Consider the following 18,311-nt stretch of genomic DNA (forward strand, 5'->3'; position numbering starts at 1 on the left):
ATACATATCCTGGTTTCGTCAGCGTTTTTTAATTCGCACCCCTTTCAAAATGCTAGGTCTGACCCTTTCAAAACGCTAGGGTTTTTCATTGCACTAAAAACACCCAAAATCGCTATTCACCTGTCACAGAACAGATTTGATTTTCCCGTGCCACAACGGAACGCCATTTGGCTAAGAAGGGAAAATAAAAACAGTTCTTATGAGCACCATTCAACAAACAAACGCCTGGGAGGTAGAACACCTGGAGCGTGAAACGAAGAAGGCCATTCTTCTGAACCAGCAAGAAAAAGTCATCGAGTTATTCCGGAAAACGGAGCAGATTTTCACCGCTGGAAGCGATTACACCAAATCTCTTATTGCCAATAAATTCATTTTCCCGATTTCCATGATTCTGGAAATAAATTACAGCTGGGGTAAAAGCTACCTGGATTTATTTCCCGAAGGACTGAAAAAAGAATATTGCCGGCAGATCGGAGCAAGCGGTATCTAGTTAGACGCAAGACTAAAAGACTTCAAGTCTTGTCTCTTGTCTCTTGTCTCTTGGAGTCTTATCTCTTCTTACAACTCTCAAAGAAAAAAATCATGATCGCATTATTGTTTGTATCGATTGCAGTGTTTGGCTACCTGCTTTATGTCTTAGTCAAACCGGAAAAATTCTGATGAACGATGAATTGGTCCAAATTGAAAAAAGAAGGAACAGGAATTACCGCCAACCTGGTCACATTCCTGTTCGTGCTGGGCGCATTCCGGCTGACTCTTTGGTTTTTAACGCATTAAAATCGTCTTTATGAATACTGAAATACTGGGTATTATCCTGATGTTTGTCCTGGTAACGGCTCTTGCACTACCGTTCGGGCGCTATATGGGAAAAGTGCTGAATCTCGAAAACACCTGGCCCGACCGGATTCTAACCCCACTCGACAAGGTGTTTTACAAACTGGGAGGTGTCAATACTTCTCAGCAAATGAACTGGAAACAGCACCTGAAAGCTTTACTGGTGATCAATGCCGTTTGGTTCATCCTCTCCATGCTCGTGCTCACCAACATGGGCTGGCTGCCGCTCAACCCGGATCACAACCCGTCGATGCGCCTGGATTTGGCGTTCAATACATCAATCAGTTTTGTCACCAACACCAACTTGCAGCACTATTCGGGTGAAAGCGGGATGTCGTACCTGGGACAATTGGTTCTGATGCTCTGGCAGTTTATCAGTGCCGGAACCGGAATTGCCGTCTGTGCCGTGCTCTTCCACGCCATGAAAGAACGCACCACTGATCAGGTCGGAAATTTTTACGTCTACTTCGTGCGTTCCTGTACGCGGATTTTACTTCCGATCGCAGTGATTAGTGCGGTCATTCTGGTGTTTAACGGAACACCGATGACGTTCGAAGGCAAAGATCACATCACCACGCTGGAAGGTCAGCAAGTAGAAGTGAGCCGCGGCCCGGTAGCTGCATTCACAGCCATCAAACACCTTGGAACCAACGGTGGTGGATTTTACGGAGCCAATTCGGCTCACCCGCTGGAAAACCCGAATTACCTGACCAATATGCTCGAAATGGTCACACAAATGCTCATTCCATTCGCATTGGTATTTGCGCTGGGCTACATCCTGAAACGACGCAAACTCTCCTGGGTGATCTTCGGTGTAATGAGCATCGGGTTCCTGCTATTAGTGATTCCGACTGTGGTAACCGAAATGAACGGAAACCCGTCAATCAGCCATATGGGAGTGAACCAGCTCGCTGGAAATATGGAAGGAAAAGAAGTGCGTTTCGGAACGCCCGCCTCGGCTTACTGGAGTATTTCGACCACCGTGATTTCCACCGGAAGCGTCAACGCGATGCACGACAGCTACATGCCTGTCAGCGGCATGAATCAGTTGTTGGGAATGATGGTCAACTGTTTCTACGGTGGTGTCGGCGTGGGCATGCTCAACTTTTACGTTTTCATCATCCTGGCGGTGTTTATCAGCGGATTGATGGTGGGACGCACCCCGGAATTTCTCGGGAAAAAGATCGAAGCCCGCGAAGTCAAAATCGCCATGCTGATTGCTTTGCTCCATCCCCTGCTGATTTTGGGTGGAACAGCCTTGTCGGGTTACCTCTATTCTACCGATCCGGCACATTACGGTTCCTGGCTGAATAATCCCGGACACCACGGATTCAGTGAGATGCTTTACGAGTTTACCTCATCCGGCGCGAACAACGGGAGTGGTTTCGAAGGGTTGGGCGATAATACACCGTTCTGGAATATTTCCTGCGGAATCGTGATGCTCCTGGCACGTTACCTGCCGATTATCGGGCCGCTGGCCATTGCAGGAATGCTGGCTGCGAAAAAATACATCCCGGAAAGCAGCGGAACGCTAAAAACAGATACTTCGACCTTCGGAATGGTGATTTTCGCCGTGATTGCAATTGTGGCAGCACTCGCCTTCTTCCCTGCGCTCACACTCGGGCCGATTGCCGAACAATTCTCTCTTCACTAACGCTTCAAAAATCTGAACGATGAAAAATACACACACATCCCTGTTTCAGAAAGCACACGTCATCACGGCGCTGAAAGAAGCTTTCGTGAAACTCCATCCGAAAATCCTCTTCCGCAACCCGGTGATGTTTACCGTCGAAATCGGAACGCTGATTATGCTGCTTGTTTCACTGCTTTCACTGACAAGCAACGCACAAGGTTCTTTCGGCTATAACTTCGCTGTCTTCCTCCTGCTTTTCCTCACTTTACTCTTTGCCAATTTCGCGGAAGCACTGGCAGAAGCACGTGGAAAGGCTCAGGCAGACAGCTTGCGTAAAACGCGCGAGGAAACTCCTGCAAGACTCGCCGACGGTCGGAAAATTCAATCGTCCCAACTGAAAAAAGGCGCTGTTTTTGTCTGCGAAGCCGGGGATATTATTCCTTCCGACGGAGAAATCATTGAAGGTTTGGCAACCATCGACGAAAGCGCCATAACGGGAGAAAGTGCACCGGTAATCCGCGAAGCCGGAGGTGACAAAAGCTCGGTAACAGGTGGTACGAAAGTGCTCTCCGATCAAATCAAGGTGGAAGTAACCGCAGAACCCGGAGAAAGTTTCCTGGATAAAATGATTGCACTCGTGGAAGGAGCCAGCCGGCAGAAAACACCCAATGAAATCGCATTGACCATCCTGCTTGCGGGATTTACACTGGTATTCATTATTGTCTGCGTGACGCTGAAACCGTTTGCGGATTATGCACACACACCGATTACAATTGCCGCCTATATTTCGCTCTTCGTATGCCTGATTCCGACGACGATCGGAGGTTTGTTATCTGCCATTGGAATTGCAGGAATGGATCGCGCACTGCGGGCAAATGTGATTACCAAAAGCGGAAAAGCAGTGGAAACCGCGGGCGACATCGATGTATTGCTGCTGGATAAAACGGGAACCATTACCATCGGGAACCGCAAGGCAACTCACTTCTACCCGCTCAACGACGTGGATGAAAAACGCTTCATCCGGGCAGTCGTTCTCAGCTCCATGTCGGACGAAACACCGGAAGGAAAATCCATTATTGAGCTGGCGGAAGTACATCCTGCGAGCTACGGAATCAGCAATCCGCGCTTTATCAAATTCACCGCTGAAACCCGCTGTTCCGGAATCGATTTCGACAATACCCGCATCCGCAAGGGAGCAGCTGATTCGATCAAACAATTGTGTCTTCAAGCCGGAAATGCATTCCCGGCAGAAACGGAAGCATTGGTTCGCAAAATATCCGGAAACGGAGGAACACCTTTGGTTGTTTCCGAAAACGAGCAGGTCATCGGGGTGATCGAATTACAGGACATCATCAAACCCGGCATCCGCGAACGGTTTGAACGCCTGCGCAAAATGGGAATCAAAACCGTGATGGTGACCGGAGACAATCCGTTGACAGCACAATTCATTGCAGAAAAGGCCGGAGTTGATGACTTCATAGCGGAGGCAAAACCGGAAGACAAGATGAATTACATCAAAAAAGAACAGGCAGAAGGCCGGTTGGTGGCAATGATGGGTGACGGTACAAACGATGCTCCGGCTTTGGCTCAGGCAGATGTGGGCGTTGCCATGAACAGCGGAACGCAGGCTGCAAAAGAAGCTGCAAACATGGTCGACCTGGACAATGATCCGACCAAACTGATCGAGATCGTGGAGATCGGGAAACAACTATTGATGACACGCGGGACGCTGACTACCTTCAGCATTGCGAATGACGTTGCCAAGTATTTTGCCATTATCCCGGCTTTGTTTATCACGGCTATTCCAGCACTGCAAGGTTTGAACATCATGCGTCTGAGCAGCCCGGAAAGCGCGATTCTTTCGGCAGTGATCTTCAATGCAATCATCATTCCGCTACTGATTCCATTGGCTTTGAAAGGCGTGGCTTATAAACCGATCGGTGCGAGTGCGTTGCTCCGCAGAAACCTGCTGATCTATGGTTTAGGAGGAATCATCGTACCGTTTATCGGGATCAAACTCATCGACCTGGTGGTGGGATTGTTCCTGTAAATCGCTCTTTTTCGCTCCTTTTGTGAACCGCAAAGAAGCAGAGAGCGCAAAGAAATTTTGAAGTTCTATCTAAAAAATAACAGCATGAAAAATACACTCACAACAGCCATCCGGCTCACTTTGGTCTGCATCGGGTGCTTCTGTTTCCTCTTCCCCTTGCTGATCTGGGGAATCGCGCAACTCAGTCCGGGAAACGGAAAAGGTGAAACACAGCTAGTCAACGGACACACATACTACGTCAACGTGGGACAGCAATTTACTTCCGACCGTTATTTCTGGTCACGTCCGTCAGCGGTGAATTACAATGCCGCGGGATCGGCAGGAAGCAACAAAGGCCCCTCGAACCCGGAATACCTGGAAACGGTTCAGCAGCGCATCGATACGTTCTTAGTTCACAATCCCGGAATCGGGCGAGAAGCTATTCCGGTGGATCTGATCACGGCGAGCGGTAGCGGACTCGACCCACACCTTTCGGTTCAGGGAGCGCTCGTACAGGTGAAACGCATCGGTAAAGTTCGTGGTCTGAGCGAATCCGAACTCCGAAAACTGGTCGAAAAACACACCGAAAAACCGCTTTTGGGCCTGTTCGGACCAGAACGCATCAACGTCCTTCAGCTCAACCTCGAGCTGGATCAAGCAATTAAAAACAAGTAATAATCCATATGAGTTGTTCTAAGGTTAAAGCTGCTTTTATCGGTTCGAATTGACCCCGGAAATGTTCAAAAGATCCAAGCGTTGAAAAGGTGAAAAACATCCTTGAACTTTTTCAACCTTTTGAACCTTTTCTCCCCCTTTTCGATCGGATTAAAACTCACCGAGATTTTCGAACAAGCTCAATCATTCAAAAAAAGACACATGAATCTTCAACGCAACATCCTCGCAGCCGCTCTGATCTTCGGTCTGCCTTGTATCTCCGGTTCGGCCTTTGCCCAGCAGAAAGGAGAACCCTTCGAAGGAATCGATCAAACCTGGCAGAACGGGAGCGACCGCAGAGACTCTTCTCTCTTCAGTAAAATGAAGTATTTCACTCCCAGCGTGATTATCGACGTGAATTACAACTACTCGTTTAACAATCCGATCGACAATACGGTTGTCGGATCAACGGCACTGGCCCGCCACAATGAAATTCAGTTGGCAGCTTTGCATTTTGGCGGTGATTTCAATTACAAGAACGCCCGTGCCCGCGTGATGACTCAATTCGGAACACGTTCAACAGTCGTTCCCCGAAACGATTACAGTCCGTACAAAGGTCAATACCAACTTGCTGATGTGTACCGTTATCTGAGTGAAACCTACGCCGGTTACCATTTCAACAAACTGCACGGAATCAATGTCGATATGGGAATGTTTATGTCTTACGTCGGGTTGAATTCGTATTACCAACCGGAAAACTGGGAATACCAGGCTTCTTTCACCTCAGACAACACCCCCTGGTTCTTCGTCGGGGCACGTACACAGATTTTCGTGAACAAAAACCTGAAGGTCGAACCGTGGATTATCAACGGATGGCAGAGCTACGGAAAGTTCAACAAAATGCCCGGATTCGGAGGAAATGTAACTTACATGTCGAGCAACAGTAAGGTCAAATTGCTGACCAATGATTACGTGGGAACAGATGCTGCCGGAATTCCCGGACGCACGCGTTTCCACAGCGACAACAGTTTACTGGTTCGCTACCTGAACAAACCGGAATCGAAAGGAATCAGCCGGATGGCGTTCTCACTCACCGGAGATATCGGGTTTGAAAAAGGCGGCGGCGTAAACGGTTTTAAGAACGATGATCCGTCGAAACCTGCTCAATATTTCCTGAGTGCGATGTTCTACAACCGCATGTGGTTTGGGAAAAACAAATTTGCCTGGACATTCGGCGGCGGCTGGATGAAAAACCCGGGACGCTACCTGGTGCTTTACCCAACCGGGCAAGCGAGTCCGCTGCCCAATCCGAATAACCCGACGCAGACAGAAGGAGCGTTTCCGTTCAGCGCCAACCCGGGAGATCAGTTTGAGGGCTGGGATATGAGCACCAATTTCGACTGGATGCCGAACCAAAGCATCACGTTCCGGGTGGAATTTGTTTCACGGCATTCATCCATTCCGTATTTTGCCGGACATGGCGGTGTGACTTCTCCAACGGGTTATACGACTACTCCGGTTGATCCGAACGGGACCTGGCGTCCGGACCTGGTGAAGAGCGAAAACAAACTCATTTTTGCGATCCTCTTCCGGATTTAGCCCGTTCATTTTCAACAAACCGCGTGGAGAAAACAACTTGATTCTCTGCGCGGTTTCCATGGAAACAAGGCATATCAAGGAGTAGGTCAAACATACTAATCTTCAAGAATCATGGAAGAGACCAAGCAATCAGCACAGCATTTCCTCGATCTGATAAAAAAATCGAGACGGGGAAAATTCAAGGTGTATATCGGGATGAGTGCCGGTGTGGGAAAAACGTACCGCATGCTGCAGGAAGCCCACACGCTGTTGAAGAATGGAATCGATGTCAAAATCGGGTTCGTGGAAACGCACCAACGCTCCGAAACGCACGCTTTGCTCAACGGACTGCCCGTGATTCCCCGAAGACATCTGTTCTACAAGGGAAAAGACCTCGAAGAAATGGACCTGCAAGCCATTATCAGTCTGCGCCCGGAGATTGTAATTGTTGACGAGCTGGCTCACAGCAACATCGAAGGAAGCAAGAACGAAAAGCGCTGGCAAGACGTCATGGAGATACTGGATTCCGGAATCAACGTGATTTCTGCCGTCAACGTGCAGCATATTGAAAGTTTGAATGCGGAAATTGCCGGAATCACCGGTATTGAGGTGAAGGAGCGTATTCCTGACAGCGTGCTTTCGCAGGCAGATGAGGTTGTCAACATCGATTTAACTGCCGACGAATTGATCTCCCGGTTGAAAGAAGGCAAAATTTATCCGTCCGATAAAATAAACGCTGCGTTAAACAACTTTTTCAAGAGCGAACACATTCTCCAGTTGCGGGAAATGGCATTGAAAGAAGTCGCTTCACAGGTGGAACGGAAAGTGGAAAGCGAGATTACCAAACCGCACATGGTACGTCACGAACGCTTTCTGGCTTGTATCAGTAGCAACGAAAAAACAGCCCGGACGGTGATCCGGAAAACAGCCCGTTTAGCCAATTATTACAACAGCAAATGGTACGTTTTGTATGTACAGATTCCCAAAGAAAACCCGGATAAGATTGCACTGGACAAACAACGGCATTTAATTAATAACTTTAAGCTGGCAACCGAACTCGGTGCAGAAATTATTAAGGTGAAAAGCAAATCCGTATCACAGAGTATCATTGATCAGGCGTCGGAGCGAAAAGTAACGACCATCTGTGTGGGAAAACCGCATTTCAGCCTGCTCCGGATCATTGCCGCAACGAATGTGTTTAACAAACTGCTCAAGAAACTGACGGAAAACGATATTGACCTGATAATTCTTTCATAATGAAAATCAAGACAAAACTGACCCTGGGCGTCGGACTCCTGTTCCTGCTGATTTTGCTGCTGAGTTTGGTCGGGAGTATTTACATCAATGCACTCAAGCACGATTCCCGGAACATCCTGGTAGACAACTACAACAGTATGCTCTACAGCAGAATGATGCTCATGAACCTGGAAAACCACCACGAAACGGCTGTGCACCGGTTTGAGCGGAACCTCATCCGGCAGGAGAAAAACACCACGGAAACCGGTGAAAAAGATGCCACGGATGATGTGAGACGGGCTTTCAATCGCTGGAAAAAGCATCCTAATCCGGCGGATGCCGCTGAAATACGCGAAGGCATTTTCCGGATCATGGATATGAACATGCAGGCCATTCAAAGTAAGAGTGAAGTAGCCCAAAATACGGCAAATCAGGCCACCATCTGGATTGTCATCACCGGAACCTGCTGTTTCCTCATCGCTTTTACCCTGCTGATCAATCTTCCCGGTTCAATCGCCAACCCGATCCGGGAACTCACTGCCAGCATCCGCGCCATCGCCCGGGAAAATTATTCGGAGCGCGTGCATTTTGAAAGTCACAGTGAATTCGGCGAACTGGCGCGTTCTTTCAACACCATGGCGAGTAAACTGGAAGAGTACAACAACAGCAACCTGGCCCGCCTGATGATGGACAAAAAGCGGATCGAAACCCTGATCAATATTCTCCACGATCCGGTAATCGGGATGGATGAAGACGGGAAGATTTTGTTTGCCAACGAAGAAGCTACGCGGATTACCGGACTTCCGAACGAAAAACTGGTGGGACAGTCGGCCCGGGAACTGGCTCTGCGAAACGACCTGATCCGTACCTTGCTGCAAGACCTGCTTCCGGATACTGTTTCTGCTACAGACAAAAGCAAATCAATCCAGATTTTCGCGAACAATAAGGAGGGATATTTTGAGAAGGAAATCCTCGAAATTGCATTCACTCCGACCGGGGAATCGGGTAAACAGTTTGCCGGACACGTCATTATTCTGAAAAATGTGACCGAATACAAGGAACTCGATTTTGCCAAGACGAATTTCATTGCCACCGTTTCACACGAGTTCAAAACGCCGATCTCGTCGATCAAAATGAGCCTGCAATTATTGGAAAACAAGGAAATCGGGAACCTGAACCAGGAACAACATCAACTGGTTGAAAGCATTCAGGACGACATCAACCGCCTGCTGCGTATCACGGGAGAACTGCTGAATATGACGCAAGTCGAAAGCGGAAATATTCAATTGTCGATTCTCCCTTCCGAAGCACAAGAGATTCTCATTGAAGCGATTCATGCTACCCGGTCAAAAGCGGAACAAAAACACATCCGGTTCGAAACGGATTACCCGGAAACACTTCCGAAAGTGCTTGCCGACGGCGAAAAAACGACCTGGGTACTCACCAATCTCATTTCCAACGCCGTTCAATATTCTCATGACGATTCGGTTATTTACCTCACGATCCGGGAAGTGGAAGACCAAATCCTGTTTTCGGTCAGAGATACCGGTCAGGGAATTGCGCCTCAATACAAAGACAAGATTTTTCAGCGTTATTTCCGCGTTCCGGGCACCAAGCAGGAAGGAACGGGACTTGGACTAGCTATCAGTAAGGAATTTGTGGAAGCTCAGGGCGGACAAATCACGGTTGAAAGTGATTTTGGCGCGGGAAGTACGTTTACACTGGTTTTGAATAAAGCAAATCAAGCGTAAAAAGCGGCTCCGACTTTGGACGTAATTCCGCAATATTACGTCCATGTTTTCAATCAGTAATTCAACGAAAGCCCCACTCCAAACCCCATATCACTGTCATAATGCGCCCTCACTCCCATGTAGCGGGTAAGAATATAACGCAGATCAACCATGTATTCCAGGTCGGTGTTTACCATAAAACTCGCTCTGAGACGTTTGGCAAGCGGAATATCGTCCCGCATCAAAGACAAGCGGAAAATCCCGTCATGATAAACTTCTGCCTGAATATTGATCAGCATCGGAAGCGTGTACATGACCCCGAAACTAACCGCAGCCCGGTTGTCTTTCTTGTTTGCCTGACCGAAAAGGTTTTTCTCGTGTTCGTCAATTCCCATTTTCCGGTAGCGCCAGTCGAACCCGACAAATGGCATCAACCACTGCATTTTTCCTATGTATCGCCCCAAGTGCGTTTCGGATTCATAGCCATGCATTTTGTTATAGCCCAAACGCCATTCCGTTCCCAGGCTCCAACGCGCATTCTGAAGCATGAGTTCTCCGTCATTCCCGTTCGTGGCAAAGTCATTCTGCGCCATGAAATGCGGCATATTGCTTTCACGCTGCAGCAGCTTGTAGGCCTTTTCTTTGTTCGGTAAAAGCGGATTTTGATAATCATCTACGGAGAAAACGCGGTTCATACCAGCCATCATGTGGTAGAGAATATGACAATGAAAGAACCAATCACCTTCCGTATTTGCCAGAAACTCGAGGGTATCGGTTTCCATCGGCATGATATCTATGATGTTTTTCAAGGGGGCATTTTCTCCTTGCCCGTTCAGCACTCTGAAATCAAATCCATGCAGGTGGATCGGATGGCGCATCATGGAGTTGTTGTAAATCGTGATCCGCAGCACTTCGCCTTTTTTCACGGCTATCTTGTCGCTTTCCGACAACACGCGGTTGTCCATACTCCAGACATAACGGTTCATGTTTCCTGTCAATACAAATTTCACGTCTCTGACCGGGGCATTTTCGGGAAGTGTGGTCTTTTGGGGAGATTTCAGCATGGAATAATTCAACGTGACCAGGCTGCTCAATGCATTGGCATTGTACCGATCGGGGTTTTCCTCTTCGTGCTGATGAGCCGGTTTCTTTTTCTTTTTCGCCTTTTGATCTTCCCCGGTTATTTCAGGGTACATCACCACATTCATATCCATTTTATTGAGACTCATGTGCATTCCCATATCGTCAAGATTCCCGTTCATTTTCATCATGCCGTTCATCATCTTCATTCCTTCGAAATACTTGAGTCGCGACATGTCACCCACGAATTGTTTCTCTCCGTTCCCGATGAAATAACTGGTCGACCGGGTGCGGTCTTCCGTCGTAGCCATGAATTCATACGCTTTTCCATCTTCCGGAATGGTGACCACCACATCATAGGTTTCTGAAACGGCAATAATCAGGCGATCCACTTCCACGGGTTCCACGTCATTTCCATCACTTGCAACAACGGTTATTTTTCCACCTGCATAACGCAGCCAGAAATACGAAGAAGCGCCACCGTTTGAAATCCGCAAGCGCACTTGATCACCGGCTTTCAATTCCCTTCCAGCAACTGTTTTGAGCTCTCCAACCGGAACACCATTCATCAAAACCTGATTGTAGTATACATCACTCACATCCATTGCCAGCATGCGTTTCCACTCATTGGTCAATTTGGTTTTGACATATCCTTTACGAATTGCTTCGGCATAGCTTTGTGTTGCTCCCTTTTTGATTGCAAACCAATCGGAAGCGTTGTGCAGCATCCGGTGTACGTTTTCGGGTTTCAGATTCGTCCATTCACTCAGCATGAGCGGAATCTCCGGCAGATCATCAATTCCTTTCCGAAAGGCAGGATCACCGGGCTTTTTGTGCATGATAAAACTTCCATACATCCCGATCTGTTCCTGCAAACCCGAATGCGAATGATACCAATGTGTCCCGTTTTGAATAATGGGAAAACGATAGGTATAAGTTGTGCCCGGCTTAATCGGCATTTGGGTTAAAAATGGCACACCGTCTTCTTTGTTTGGAAGAAACAATCCGTGCCAATGCAGAGAGGTGTTTTCCTTCAAGCGGTTATGAACCACTATTTCAGCGGTATCTCCTTCCGTAAACTCCAGTGTGGGCATCGGAATCTGCCCGTTCACAGCGATCGCTTTTTTGCTTTTCCCAGCGTACATCACCAACGTGTCCTGCACATACAAATCGTAATGCACGACCTTTTGAGCGAATGTTTGAGAAACACACAGTACTACTGTCAGCATCAACAGGTATTTATTCAGGTATTGTCCCATTTGAATCGGATAAAATGAATCATCTGCTGCCGGAAATGACAGCTTTTCTGCTTTGTTTTCAGTAGTATCGGTTTTCCTTTCACGGCAGGAAGTCAATATTCCCCCTGCCGCAAAAGAATCCTTCTAAAAAGCCGGATGCCGGCGAGATTTATTTTTTAGTATCGGAAATGCTGCCGCAAGTAAGCATGGAAGAACCATAATACGGATTTTTGATTTCCTTTTCAGAACTCAGCCAATAGGCTTTTTTCATCGGGCAATACTGGTAATATACCGGTTCGTCTACCTGTGCGGTGTTTTGAACCAACTTCCACATCTGTACCGAAACGTCGTTGAATGCAGCACGCTGTTTTTCCAGGTTTGCTGCCTTGTTCATTTTTTCAACGGACTTCAGTAAAGTCGCTTTCTGAGCGAAATCCTTTTCGCCGCTGATCTTTTTGGAAAATGCCGCCACGGCTTCCGATGCTGCTTTACTGTCGCTTTTTACAAGCGCATTTTTCACTTTCAGATAGCTGTCCAAAAGTGCTTTTGTGTCCTGCGCAGATGCTGTATAACCAAACAACATCACTGCTAATGCCAATACAAGATTTTTCATCATTTTTGTTTTTTAGTTTTTATTCTTTTGGGTGACTTCCTCTTCGTTTGAATAGTCCTCAACCCCTTTAAAATTAGGCTTTTTACACCATTTTATAAAATGGTGTGGTATGGTTGTAAATCACTCGTTCCTACTCACTTCCACAGACTCAATCCGAAAGCCCGCTTTCCGAACCAATTCTTTCACTTCGGCTTCTGTCACACCTTCCAATTTCACGGTCAGAATCTTGTCTTTATCTTCCGTATCAACGCTCCATTCATAAATTCCTTCCACCCGGTCCAGGTGCGGTTTCACTGATGCAACGCAACCGCTGCAATTGATATTTGTTTTGAACTGAATTGCTGTATTTTCCATGTCTTGTATTTTACTTTTTTCTGATGGAACAAAGTTCGGAATCCTTGTCCACGGGTTTGTTATACTATTTTCGGTTTGATTTATGAGATTTACTGTTTTTGCTTTTTCCATTTCAGGCGCAAACTGTTGCTCACCACACTCACACTACTCAAAGCCATCGCCGCACCTGCAATCATAGGGTTTAACAGGAATCCGTTGACCGGATATAAAATCCCGGCAGCAACCGGAATCCCGATCAGGTTATAAATGAAGGCCCAAAACAAGTTTTGCTTGATCGTTGCCACCGTTTGTTTGGACAATTGGATTGCCTGCGGAATGCGTGTCAGGTCGGAAGAGATAATGGTCATTTTTGCCACATCCATTGCGATGTCACTTCCTTTTCCCATCGCAATGCTCACATCAGCAGTTGCGAGTGCGGTACTGTCGTTGATTCCGTCGCCTACCATGGCTACAACATTTCCTTTTTGCTGCAATTCTTTGACAAAATCAGCTTTGTGCCCGGGCAATACTTCTGCCTGGTAATGCCCGATTCCCGTTTGCTGTGCAATGGCCTTCGCGGATGCTTCATTGTCACCGGTGAGCATGTATACCTCGATTCCCATTTCCCGGATCTGCCGGATTGCTTCAACGGATGTTTCTTTGATTTTATCTGAGATAGCAAGTACAGCAAGTGCACGTTTACTATCCGCGAACCAAATAACAGTTTTCGCCTGTTGCTCCCATTCTCCGGCTTGCTGCTGCAATTTGTCTTCCGGTGTAATGTTGTTTTCAGCCAGCAGTTTTTTGTTTCCAATCCAATAACTTTCGTCCTTGTAAACCGCACGAACACCTTTTCCGGTAATGCTTTCAAAGATTTCCAAATCGACCGGCTGCGTTCCTTCCAGGTATTTCACCACCGCTTCGGCAAGTGGATGCTCGGATTGTTTTTCCATACTGAAAAGCACTTGTTTCGCTTCTTCCCGGCCGTCCAGCCAGTTGAGTCCCGTAACCTCCGGGCGACCTTCGGTAATGGTTCCGGTTTTATCCAGCACCACCGCATTTACTTTTTGGGCAAGTTCGAGGCTTTCCGCATCTTTAATCAGGATTCCGTTCTCGGCACCTTTTCCCACTCCCACCATAATAGCGGTTGGAGTAGCCAGGCCCAAAGCACAGGGACAAGCAATTACTAACACAGTCACTGCAGCCAGTAATCCCTGAACCATACCGTTTTCTCCTCCCAGGAAAAACCACAGGATAAAAGTCAGAAGCGCGATTCCCATCACAACCGGAACGAAAATTCCTGCAATTTTGTCGACCAGTTTTTGTACCGGGGCTTTACTTCCCTGGGCATCCTGTACCATGCGTACGATTTGCGCCAGCATCGTTTCTTTTCCCACTTTCACGGCTTCGAACCGGAAGCTTCCTTTTTGATTGATTGTACCGGCAAACACTTTACCACCTTCTTGTTTCAGAACAGGAACAGGCTCTCCGCTCAACATGCTTTCATCGACATAAGATGATCCGGAAGTCAGGATGCCGTCGACGGCTATTTTTTCGCCCGGTTTTACCTGAATCTTGTCTCCGACACTCACTTCTTCAATACTTATTTCTTTTTCGGTGCCATCTTCCCCGATAATCACCACCGTTTTGGGCTGCAATCCCATCAGTTTTTTAATGGCCGAAGACGTATTCCCTTTCGCTTTTTCCTCCAGCAGTTTTCCCAGGAGAATAAACGCAATAATTACTGCCGATGCTTCGAAATAGACGTGTGCATGCAATCCTCTTTGGTGCCAGAAATCGGCAAACAAGAGGTTGAAAACGCTGAATAAATAGGCAATTCCGGTACTCAGAGCCACCAACGTATCCATATTCGCCGAACGATGCCGGGCCTGTTTCCAGGCATTGATAAAGAAATCCCTTCCCAGCCACACCACGACCGGGGTAGACAAAACCCACATGATCGGATCGGCATATGGCATGTCCATCAAAAACATCCCGATGATGACAACCGGCAAGGACAAAGCAACTGCCCAAATGGTGCGTTTTTTCAATTGCCGGTATTTCTTTTCGTGAATGGCTTCCAGGGTTTCCTGCTGTGAGGTTTCGTCTTCGATGAGTAAATCATACCCGATTGAGCGAATGGCTTTTTGAAGTGCTGTAGCATCCGTGAGATTCGGCAGATACTCCACCGTGAGGTTACCGGTAGCAAAATTCACCGATGAACTCACCACGCCTTCCGTATACCGTACCATACTTTCTGCACTGCTTGCACAGGATGCACAGGTCATTCCCAATACGGGAAAAGTCTTTTTAACGGTCGTAACTCCATACCCGAGATCGCGAATGGCTTTTATAGCTTCCGGAAGTACTTCCGGGTTTTGAATCGTAATCGCTGCACGCCCGTTATTCAGTTCTACCCGGTGGCTTTCAATTCCTGCAACTGCTTCGAGTCCCCTGTCGACAATCAGCGCGCAATGTTCACTTTCAACATGCTCCAAAGGGAGGTAAATCCATTCTTTTTGATTGTTTGCTGCCATAACCTGCCTGAATTTGTGATACACTGCAAAGTTGACAACAAAGTCCGCGTCTGGTGTTGCGGAATTATGGAATTGATTTGTAAAATTTACACCTCATCCAGCGGTTTTCGCTTGTCTTCCTTGATCTGTTTGAAATGACTGGGAGTTAATCCCGTTACTTTTTTGAATTGGTTGCTCAGATACGATACACTCGAGTAATTCAGCTGAAAGGCGATTTCGCTCAGGGAAAGTTCGTCATAAACCAGCAGTTCCTTCACCCGCTCGATTTTCTGGGCAATGAAGTATTTTTCAATCGTTGTTCCTTCAACTTCCGAAAACAGGTTCGACAGGTAGTTGTAGTCGTGATTCAACTCCGCGCTCAGCACTTCCGACAGGTTGTTCTTGCTCTCGTTGTCCTGGTGATGTACCAATTCAATAATGACATTTTTGATTTTTTCAATAACCCGGCCTTTCTTGTCATCAATCACTTCGAATCCCAGCGGAACCAGCACCTGTTCCAGGTTTTGTTTTTCCACTGCTGTCGGTTCTTTTTCCAATACCACTTCTCCCAGTTTGACTTGCTTTGCAGGTAACCCAAGTTTATCCAATTCATTCTGAACGACCAGAATGCAGCGGTTACAAACCATGTTCTTGATAAAGATTGTCGACATATCCTTTTTGGGGTTGTTTTTAGCAAAAATAAAAGAGATCGGCTACAATCAAAAAACAGATTGAATCAATCAATTGATTTCCTGAGATGCTTATCTTCGTAGGAAAACCAACTAAAACAGCAAATATATGCCGGAAGAAAATACAATCACAAACCCTTCAGGAGAAGCGTGGTATGTGGAAAAATACGCCCTTGAAGACAACGAAATCGGTTGGTTCCAGGTTGGAGACCTGACCGAAGGGGAACAAAAATCACTGGTTTATTACCTTTTGACAAACCCGGGCGGTATGGCAGAAGAAAACACCCTCCGTGAAATCATTGAACACAAACCTGCATTACTGGCATTCTACAGAGCGGGTTTACTCGCGGATATCGACCAGCTGGAAGAACTCGGCATAACGGATCTCGAAAACTGGTGGCTGCTGGCAAAAGATGCTACGGATGCCGAAATCGATTCATTGGTTGCACAATTTGACGATTACAAAGACGAAGTTATCTTACTGCTTTTGGGAGCGAATACGGATTATGCCCTGCAGCAACTGGCACAGCTGGCAAAAGATTCTGACAGCATCATCCAAACCGCTGCAGACATGCATGTGATCATTACTCAAGAAGGAACATTTGAAAGACGATTTTTAGCGGATTCATACAGCTTGTTCAAAGCACCGGATGATGCTGAAAACACACCGCTTCCCGACGGATTGAAACTTCTGGAAGTCAGTGAAACAGCCCTTGAGGGCGGTAAAGTTGCCACCTGCAACAACCCGATTCCGGCTCTTCTGAATATCGATTTCACGAAAGTGGCTCCGTTTAAAGGAAGCGTTCTGGAAAAAACCGGTTCGTATCACTTCTTTTCATCCAATTGCGAAGCATGTGATGCCTGGCTGGAATCGAACGTCTTTCAGACGGTGTATCAAAAGCCCTGGAAATTCCTCGGCACATACGTTCATTACTCGGACGGGCCCGTTTTTAAGTACGATATTGATCCGGAGGAAGCGGATTGCGACCCGGAATCTGCGGAACCACTGGATGAGCATGTTCCGGCCAACCTGTTCTACGGACCGGAAGACGTTTCCAGAAATAAATACAAACGAATTGCTACATTGGGCGGAAGACCGAATTGGGTGCAGTCTCCGGAAGTTCCGGATTGCCCTAAATGCCATAAAATGATGTTCTATGTGGGACAAAACCAGGCAAGTCAATGGACAGGTTACATCGGCGACCAGGTTGTTTTCGGCTTCGTTTGCGAAGCGTGTATGCAGGCAATCCAGGTGATGCAGTGTACCTGATCCGATAAAAAGAAGCACCAAAAAAGAGAAGGACAAAACCTTCTCTTTTTTGATTTCTTAAATCGCGTTGATATTTTCCAATGTAAACTGAAACGGTAAAGCATCGGGCCCCGATCCACCGCCGGTCATCACGATATCTGCACTGGAAATTCCCAGTAAATTGATTTCGGTATTGATATCTGAAACAATTGCCGCATGGAGCACATCTCCCTGCACTACCTGGGAAACTACTCCGATCCAAATCCGGGGTTCAAATGAAAAAACGGCTTTTTGTCCGGGTGCAAGCCCGGTTTTTGAAGCACAAACACGATTGTCCCGGTAACAATGCGCATTCATCCCTCCCTGCGGCAATGCATTTTTAATTTCATACTCCAGGGGTGAAGTTGCGTTATCCCGGGAAAGTTGTAACACATCTCCGGAATTACTTTTTACCATTTCAAAAGCCATCCCCGGTTCAGCAGGTTGCTGTGGAGTGAAATTTCCCCAGGAATCGGATGCTCCTACGGTAATTCCCAACGGGTATTTAAACGGATGATTGTCTCCGAATCCGCAATTCTGAATGACCGTCCAGGCAACAGCCAATTCGTTGAAATCCGCAGCTTGATTTTTCTGAAAAATCACGACACTGCTATTATTGGTATCGTTGGAACGGTTGATAAAATTCAATGTGATGTCGCTCATAATGATTGGTTTTTGTCCGGGGTAAAACTACGTCAAATTCAACCCCGAAAAACCAAACAAAGCAGAAACAGGGATAACCCCTGCTTACGCGATCAGAACCGGTTTTAAGATCAAACAGTATACGAAAAAAGCGCCACCTTCATGACACTTTTCTCTATGAACCGGCCTGAGCCAGGTTCCAACTAATCCAGGAACAA

Annotated in this window: 14 protein-coding genes; 8 read left to right on the top strand and 6 right to left on the bottom strand. The window is 47.1% G+C overall.

The genetic code is table 11. The features are described from left to right. Positions 1–199: 199 nt before the first annotated feature. The 7 genes from ABDV94_RS06250 (at position 200) to ABDV94_RS06280 (ending at position 9,715) form a co-directional block, all read left to right on the top strand. Positions 200–490 (top strand): hypothetical protein, encoded by a 291-nt coding sequence (locus ABDV94_RS06250; protein WP_343605716.1) that lies wholly within the window; start codon positions 200–202, stop codon positions 488–490. A gap of 297 nt (positions 491–787) precedes the next feature. Beyond that, on the top strand, positions 788–2,488 hold the full coding sequence (gene kdpA / locus ABDV94_RS06255) for a potassium-transporting ATPase subunit KdpA (protein ID WP_343605718.1): 1,701 nt from the start codon (positions 788–790) through the stop codon (positions 2,486–2,488). A 19-nt stretch (positions 2,489–2,507) separates the two neighbouring features. Beyond that, entirely contained in the window at positions 2,508–4,517 is a 2,010-nt protein-coding gene (gene kdpB / locus ABDV94_RS06260) for a potassium-transporting ATPase subunit KdpB (RefSeq protein WP_343605720.1), read from the top strand. An 84-nt stretch (positions 4,518–4,601) separates the two neighbouring features. Beyond that, on the top strand, positions 4,602–5,171 hold the full coding sequence (locus tag ABDV94_RS06265; protein WP_343605722.1) for a K(+)-transporting ATPase subunit C: 570 nt from the start codon (positions 4,602–4,604) through the stop codon (positions 5,169–5,171). 201 nt (positions 5,172–5,372) lie between these two features. Then, on the top strand, positions 5,373–6,749 hold the full coding sequence (locus ABDV94_RS06270; RefSeq protein ID WP_343605724.1) for an outer membrane beta-barrel protein: 1,377 nt from the start codon (positions 5,373–5,375) through the stop codon (positions 6,747–6,749). Between the two features lie 111 nt (positions 6,750–6,860). Further along, positions 6,861–7,985 carry a sensor protein KdpD gene (locus ABDV94_RS06275; protein ID WP_343605726.1) on the top strand — a complete coding sequence of 375 codons (1,125 nt, stop codon included), beginning with the start codon at positions 6,861–6,863 and terminating at the stop codon, positions 7,983–7,985. Beyond that, positions 7,985–9,715 carry an ATP-binding protein gene (locus tag ABDV94_RS06280; RefSeq protein WP_343605728.1) on the top strand — a complete coding sequence of 577 codons (1,731 nt, stop codon included), beginning with the start codon at positions 7,985–7,987 and terminating at the stop codon, positions 9,713–9,715. The genes ABDV94_RS06275 and ABDV94_RS06280 overlap by 1 nt, the downstream gene beginning before the upstream one ends. A 53-nt stretch (positions 9,716–9,768) precedes the next feature. Here the strand turns inward: ABDV94_RS06280 and ABDV94_RS06285 are convergent, their stop codons facing one another. The 5 genes from ABDV94_RS06285 to ABDV94_RS06305 all read right to left on the bottom strand — a co-directional run bounded on the left by ABDV94_RS06285 (position 9,769) and on the right by ABDV94_RS06305 (position 16,145). After that, positions 9,769–12,003: a multicopper oxidase domain-containing protein gene (locus ABDV94_RS06285; protein ID WP_343606276.1), complete on the bottom strand. Its 2,235-nt coding sequence runs from the start codon at positions 12,001–12,003 to the stop codon at positions 9,769–9,771. A 178-nt stretch (positions 12,004–12,181) separates the two neighbouring features. Then, positions 12,182–12,628, bottom strand: a complete 447-nt coding sequence (locus ABDV94_RS06290; protein ID WP_343605729.1) for a DUF3347 domain-containing protein — start codon at positions 12,626–12,628, stop codon at positions 12,182–12,184. Positions 12,629–12,745: 117 nt separating this feature from the next. Beyond that, a complete protein-coding gene (locus ABDV94_RS06295) occupies positions 12,746–12,979 on the bottom strand; it encodes a heavy-metal-associated domain-containing protein (protein ID WP_343605730.1) in 234 nt (77 codons plus the stop codon). 89 nt (positions 12,980–13,068) lie between these two features. Next, a complete protein-coding gene (locus ABDV94_RS06300; protein WP_343605731.1) occupies positions 13,069–15,495 on the bottom strand; it encodes a heavy metal translocating P-type ATPase in 2,427 nt (808 codons plus the stop codon). Between the two features lie 86 nt (positions 15,496–15,581). Beyond that, positions 15,582–16,145 (bottom strand): AraC family transcriptional regulator, encoded by a 564-nt coding sequence (locus ABDV94_RS06305; RefSeq protein ID WP_343605732.1) that lies wholly within the window; start codon positions 16,143–16,145, stop codon positions 15,582–15,584. Between the two features lie 127 nt (positions 16,146–16,272). On the opposite strand from ABDV94_RS06305, the gene ABDV94_RS06310 reads away from it, so the two are divergent. Beyond that, complete coding sequence (locus tag ABDV94_RS06310; RefSeq protein ID WP_343605733.1) at positions 16,273–17,433, top strand: hypothetical protein; 1,161 nt, start codon at positions 16,273–16,275, stop codon at positions 17,431–17,433. Between the two features lie 57 nt (positions 17,434–17,490). Here the strand turns inward: ABDV94_RS06310 and ABDV94_RS06315 are convergent, their stop codons facing one another. Beyond that, entirely contained in the window at positions 17,491–18,114 is a 624-nt protein-coding gene (locus ABDV94_RS06315; protein ID WP_343605734.1) for a hypothetical protein, read from the bottom strand. Between the last annotated feature and the right edge of the window lie 197 nt (positions 18,115–18,311).

This window comes from Fluviicola sp. (assembly GCF_039596355.1).
Taxonomy (GTDB): Bacteria; Bacteroidota; Bacteroidia; order Flavobacteriales_D; family Crocinitomicaceae; genus Fluviicola.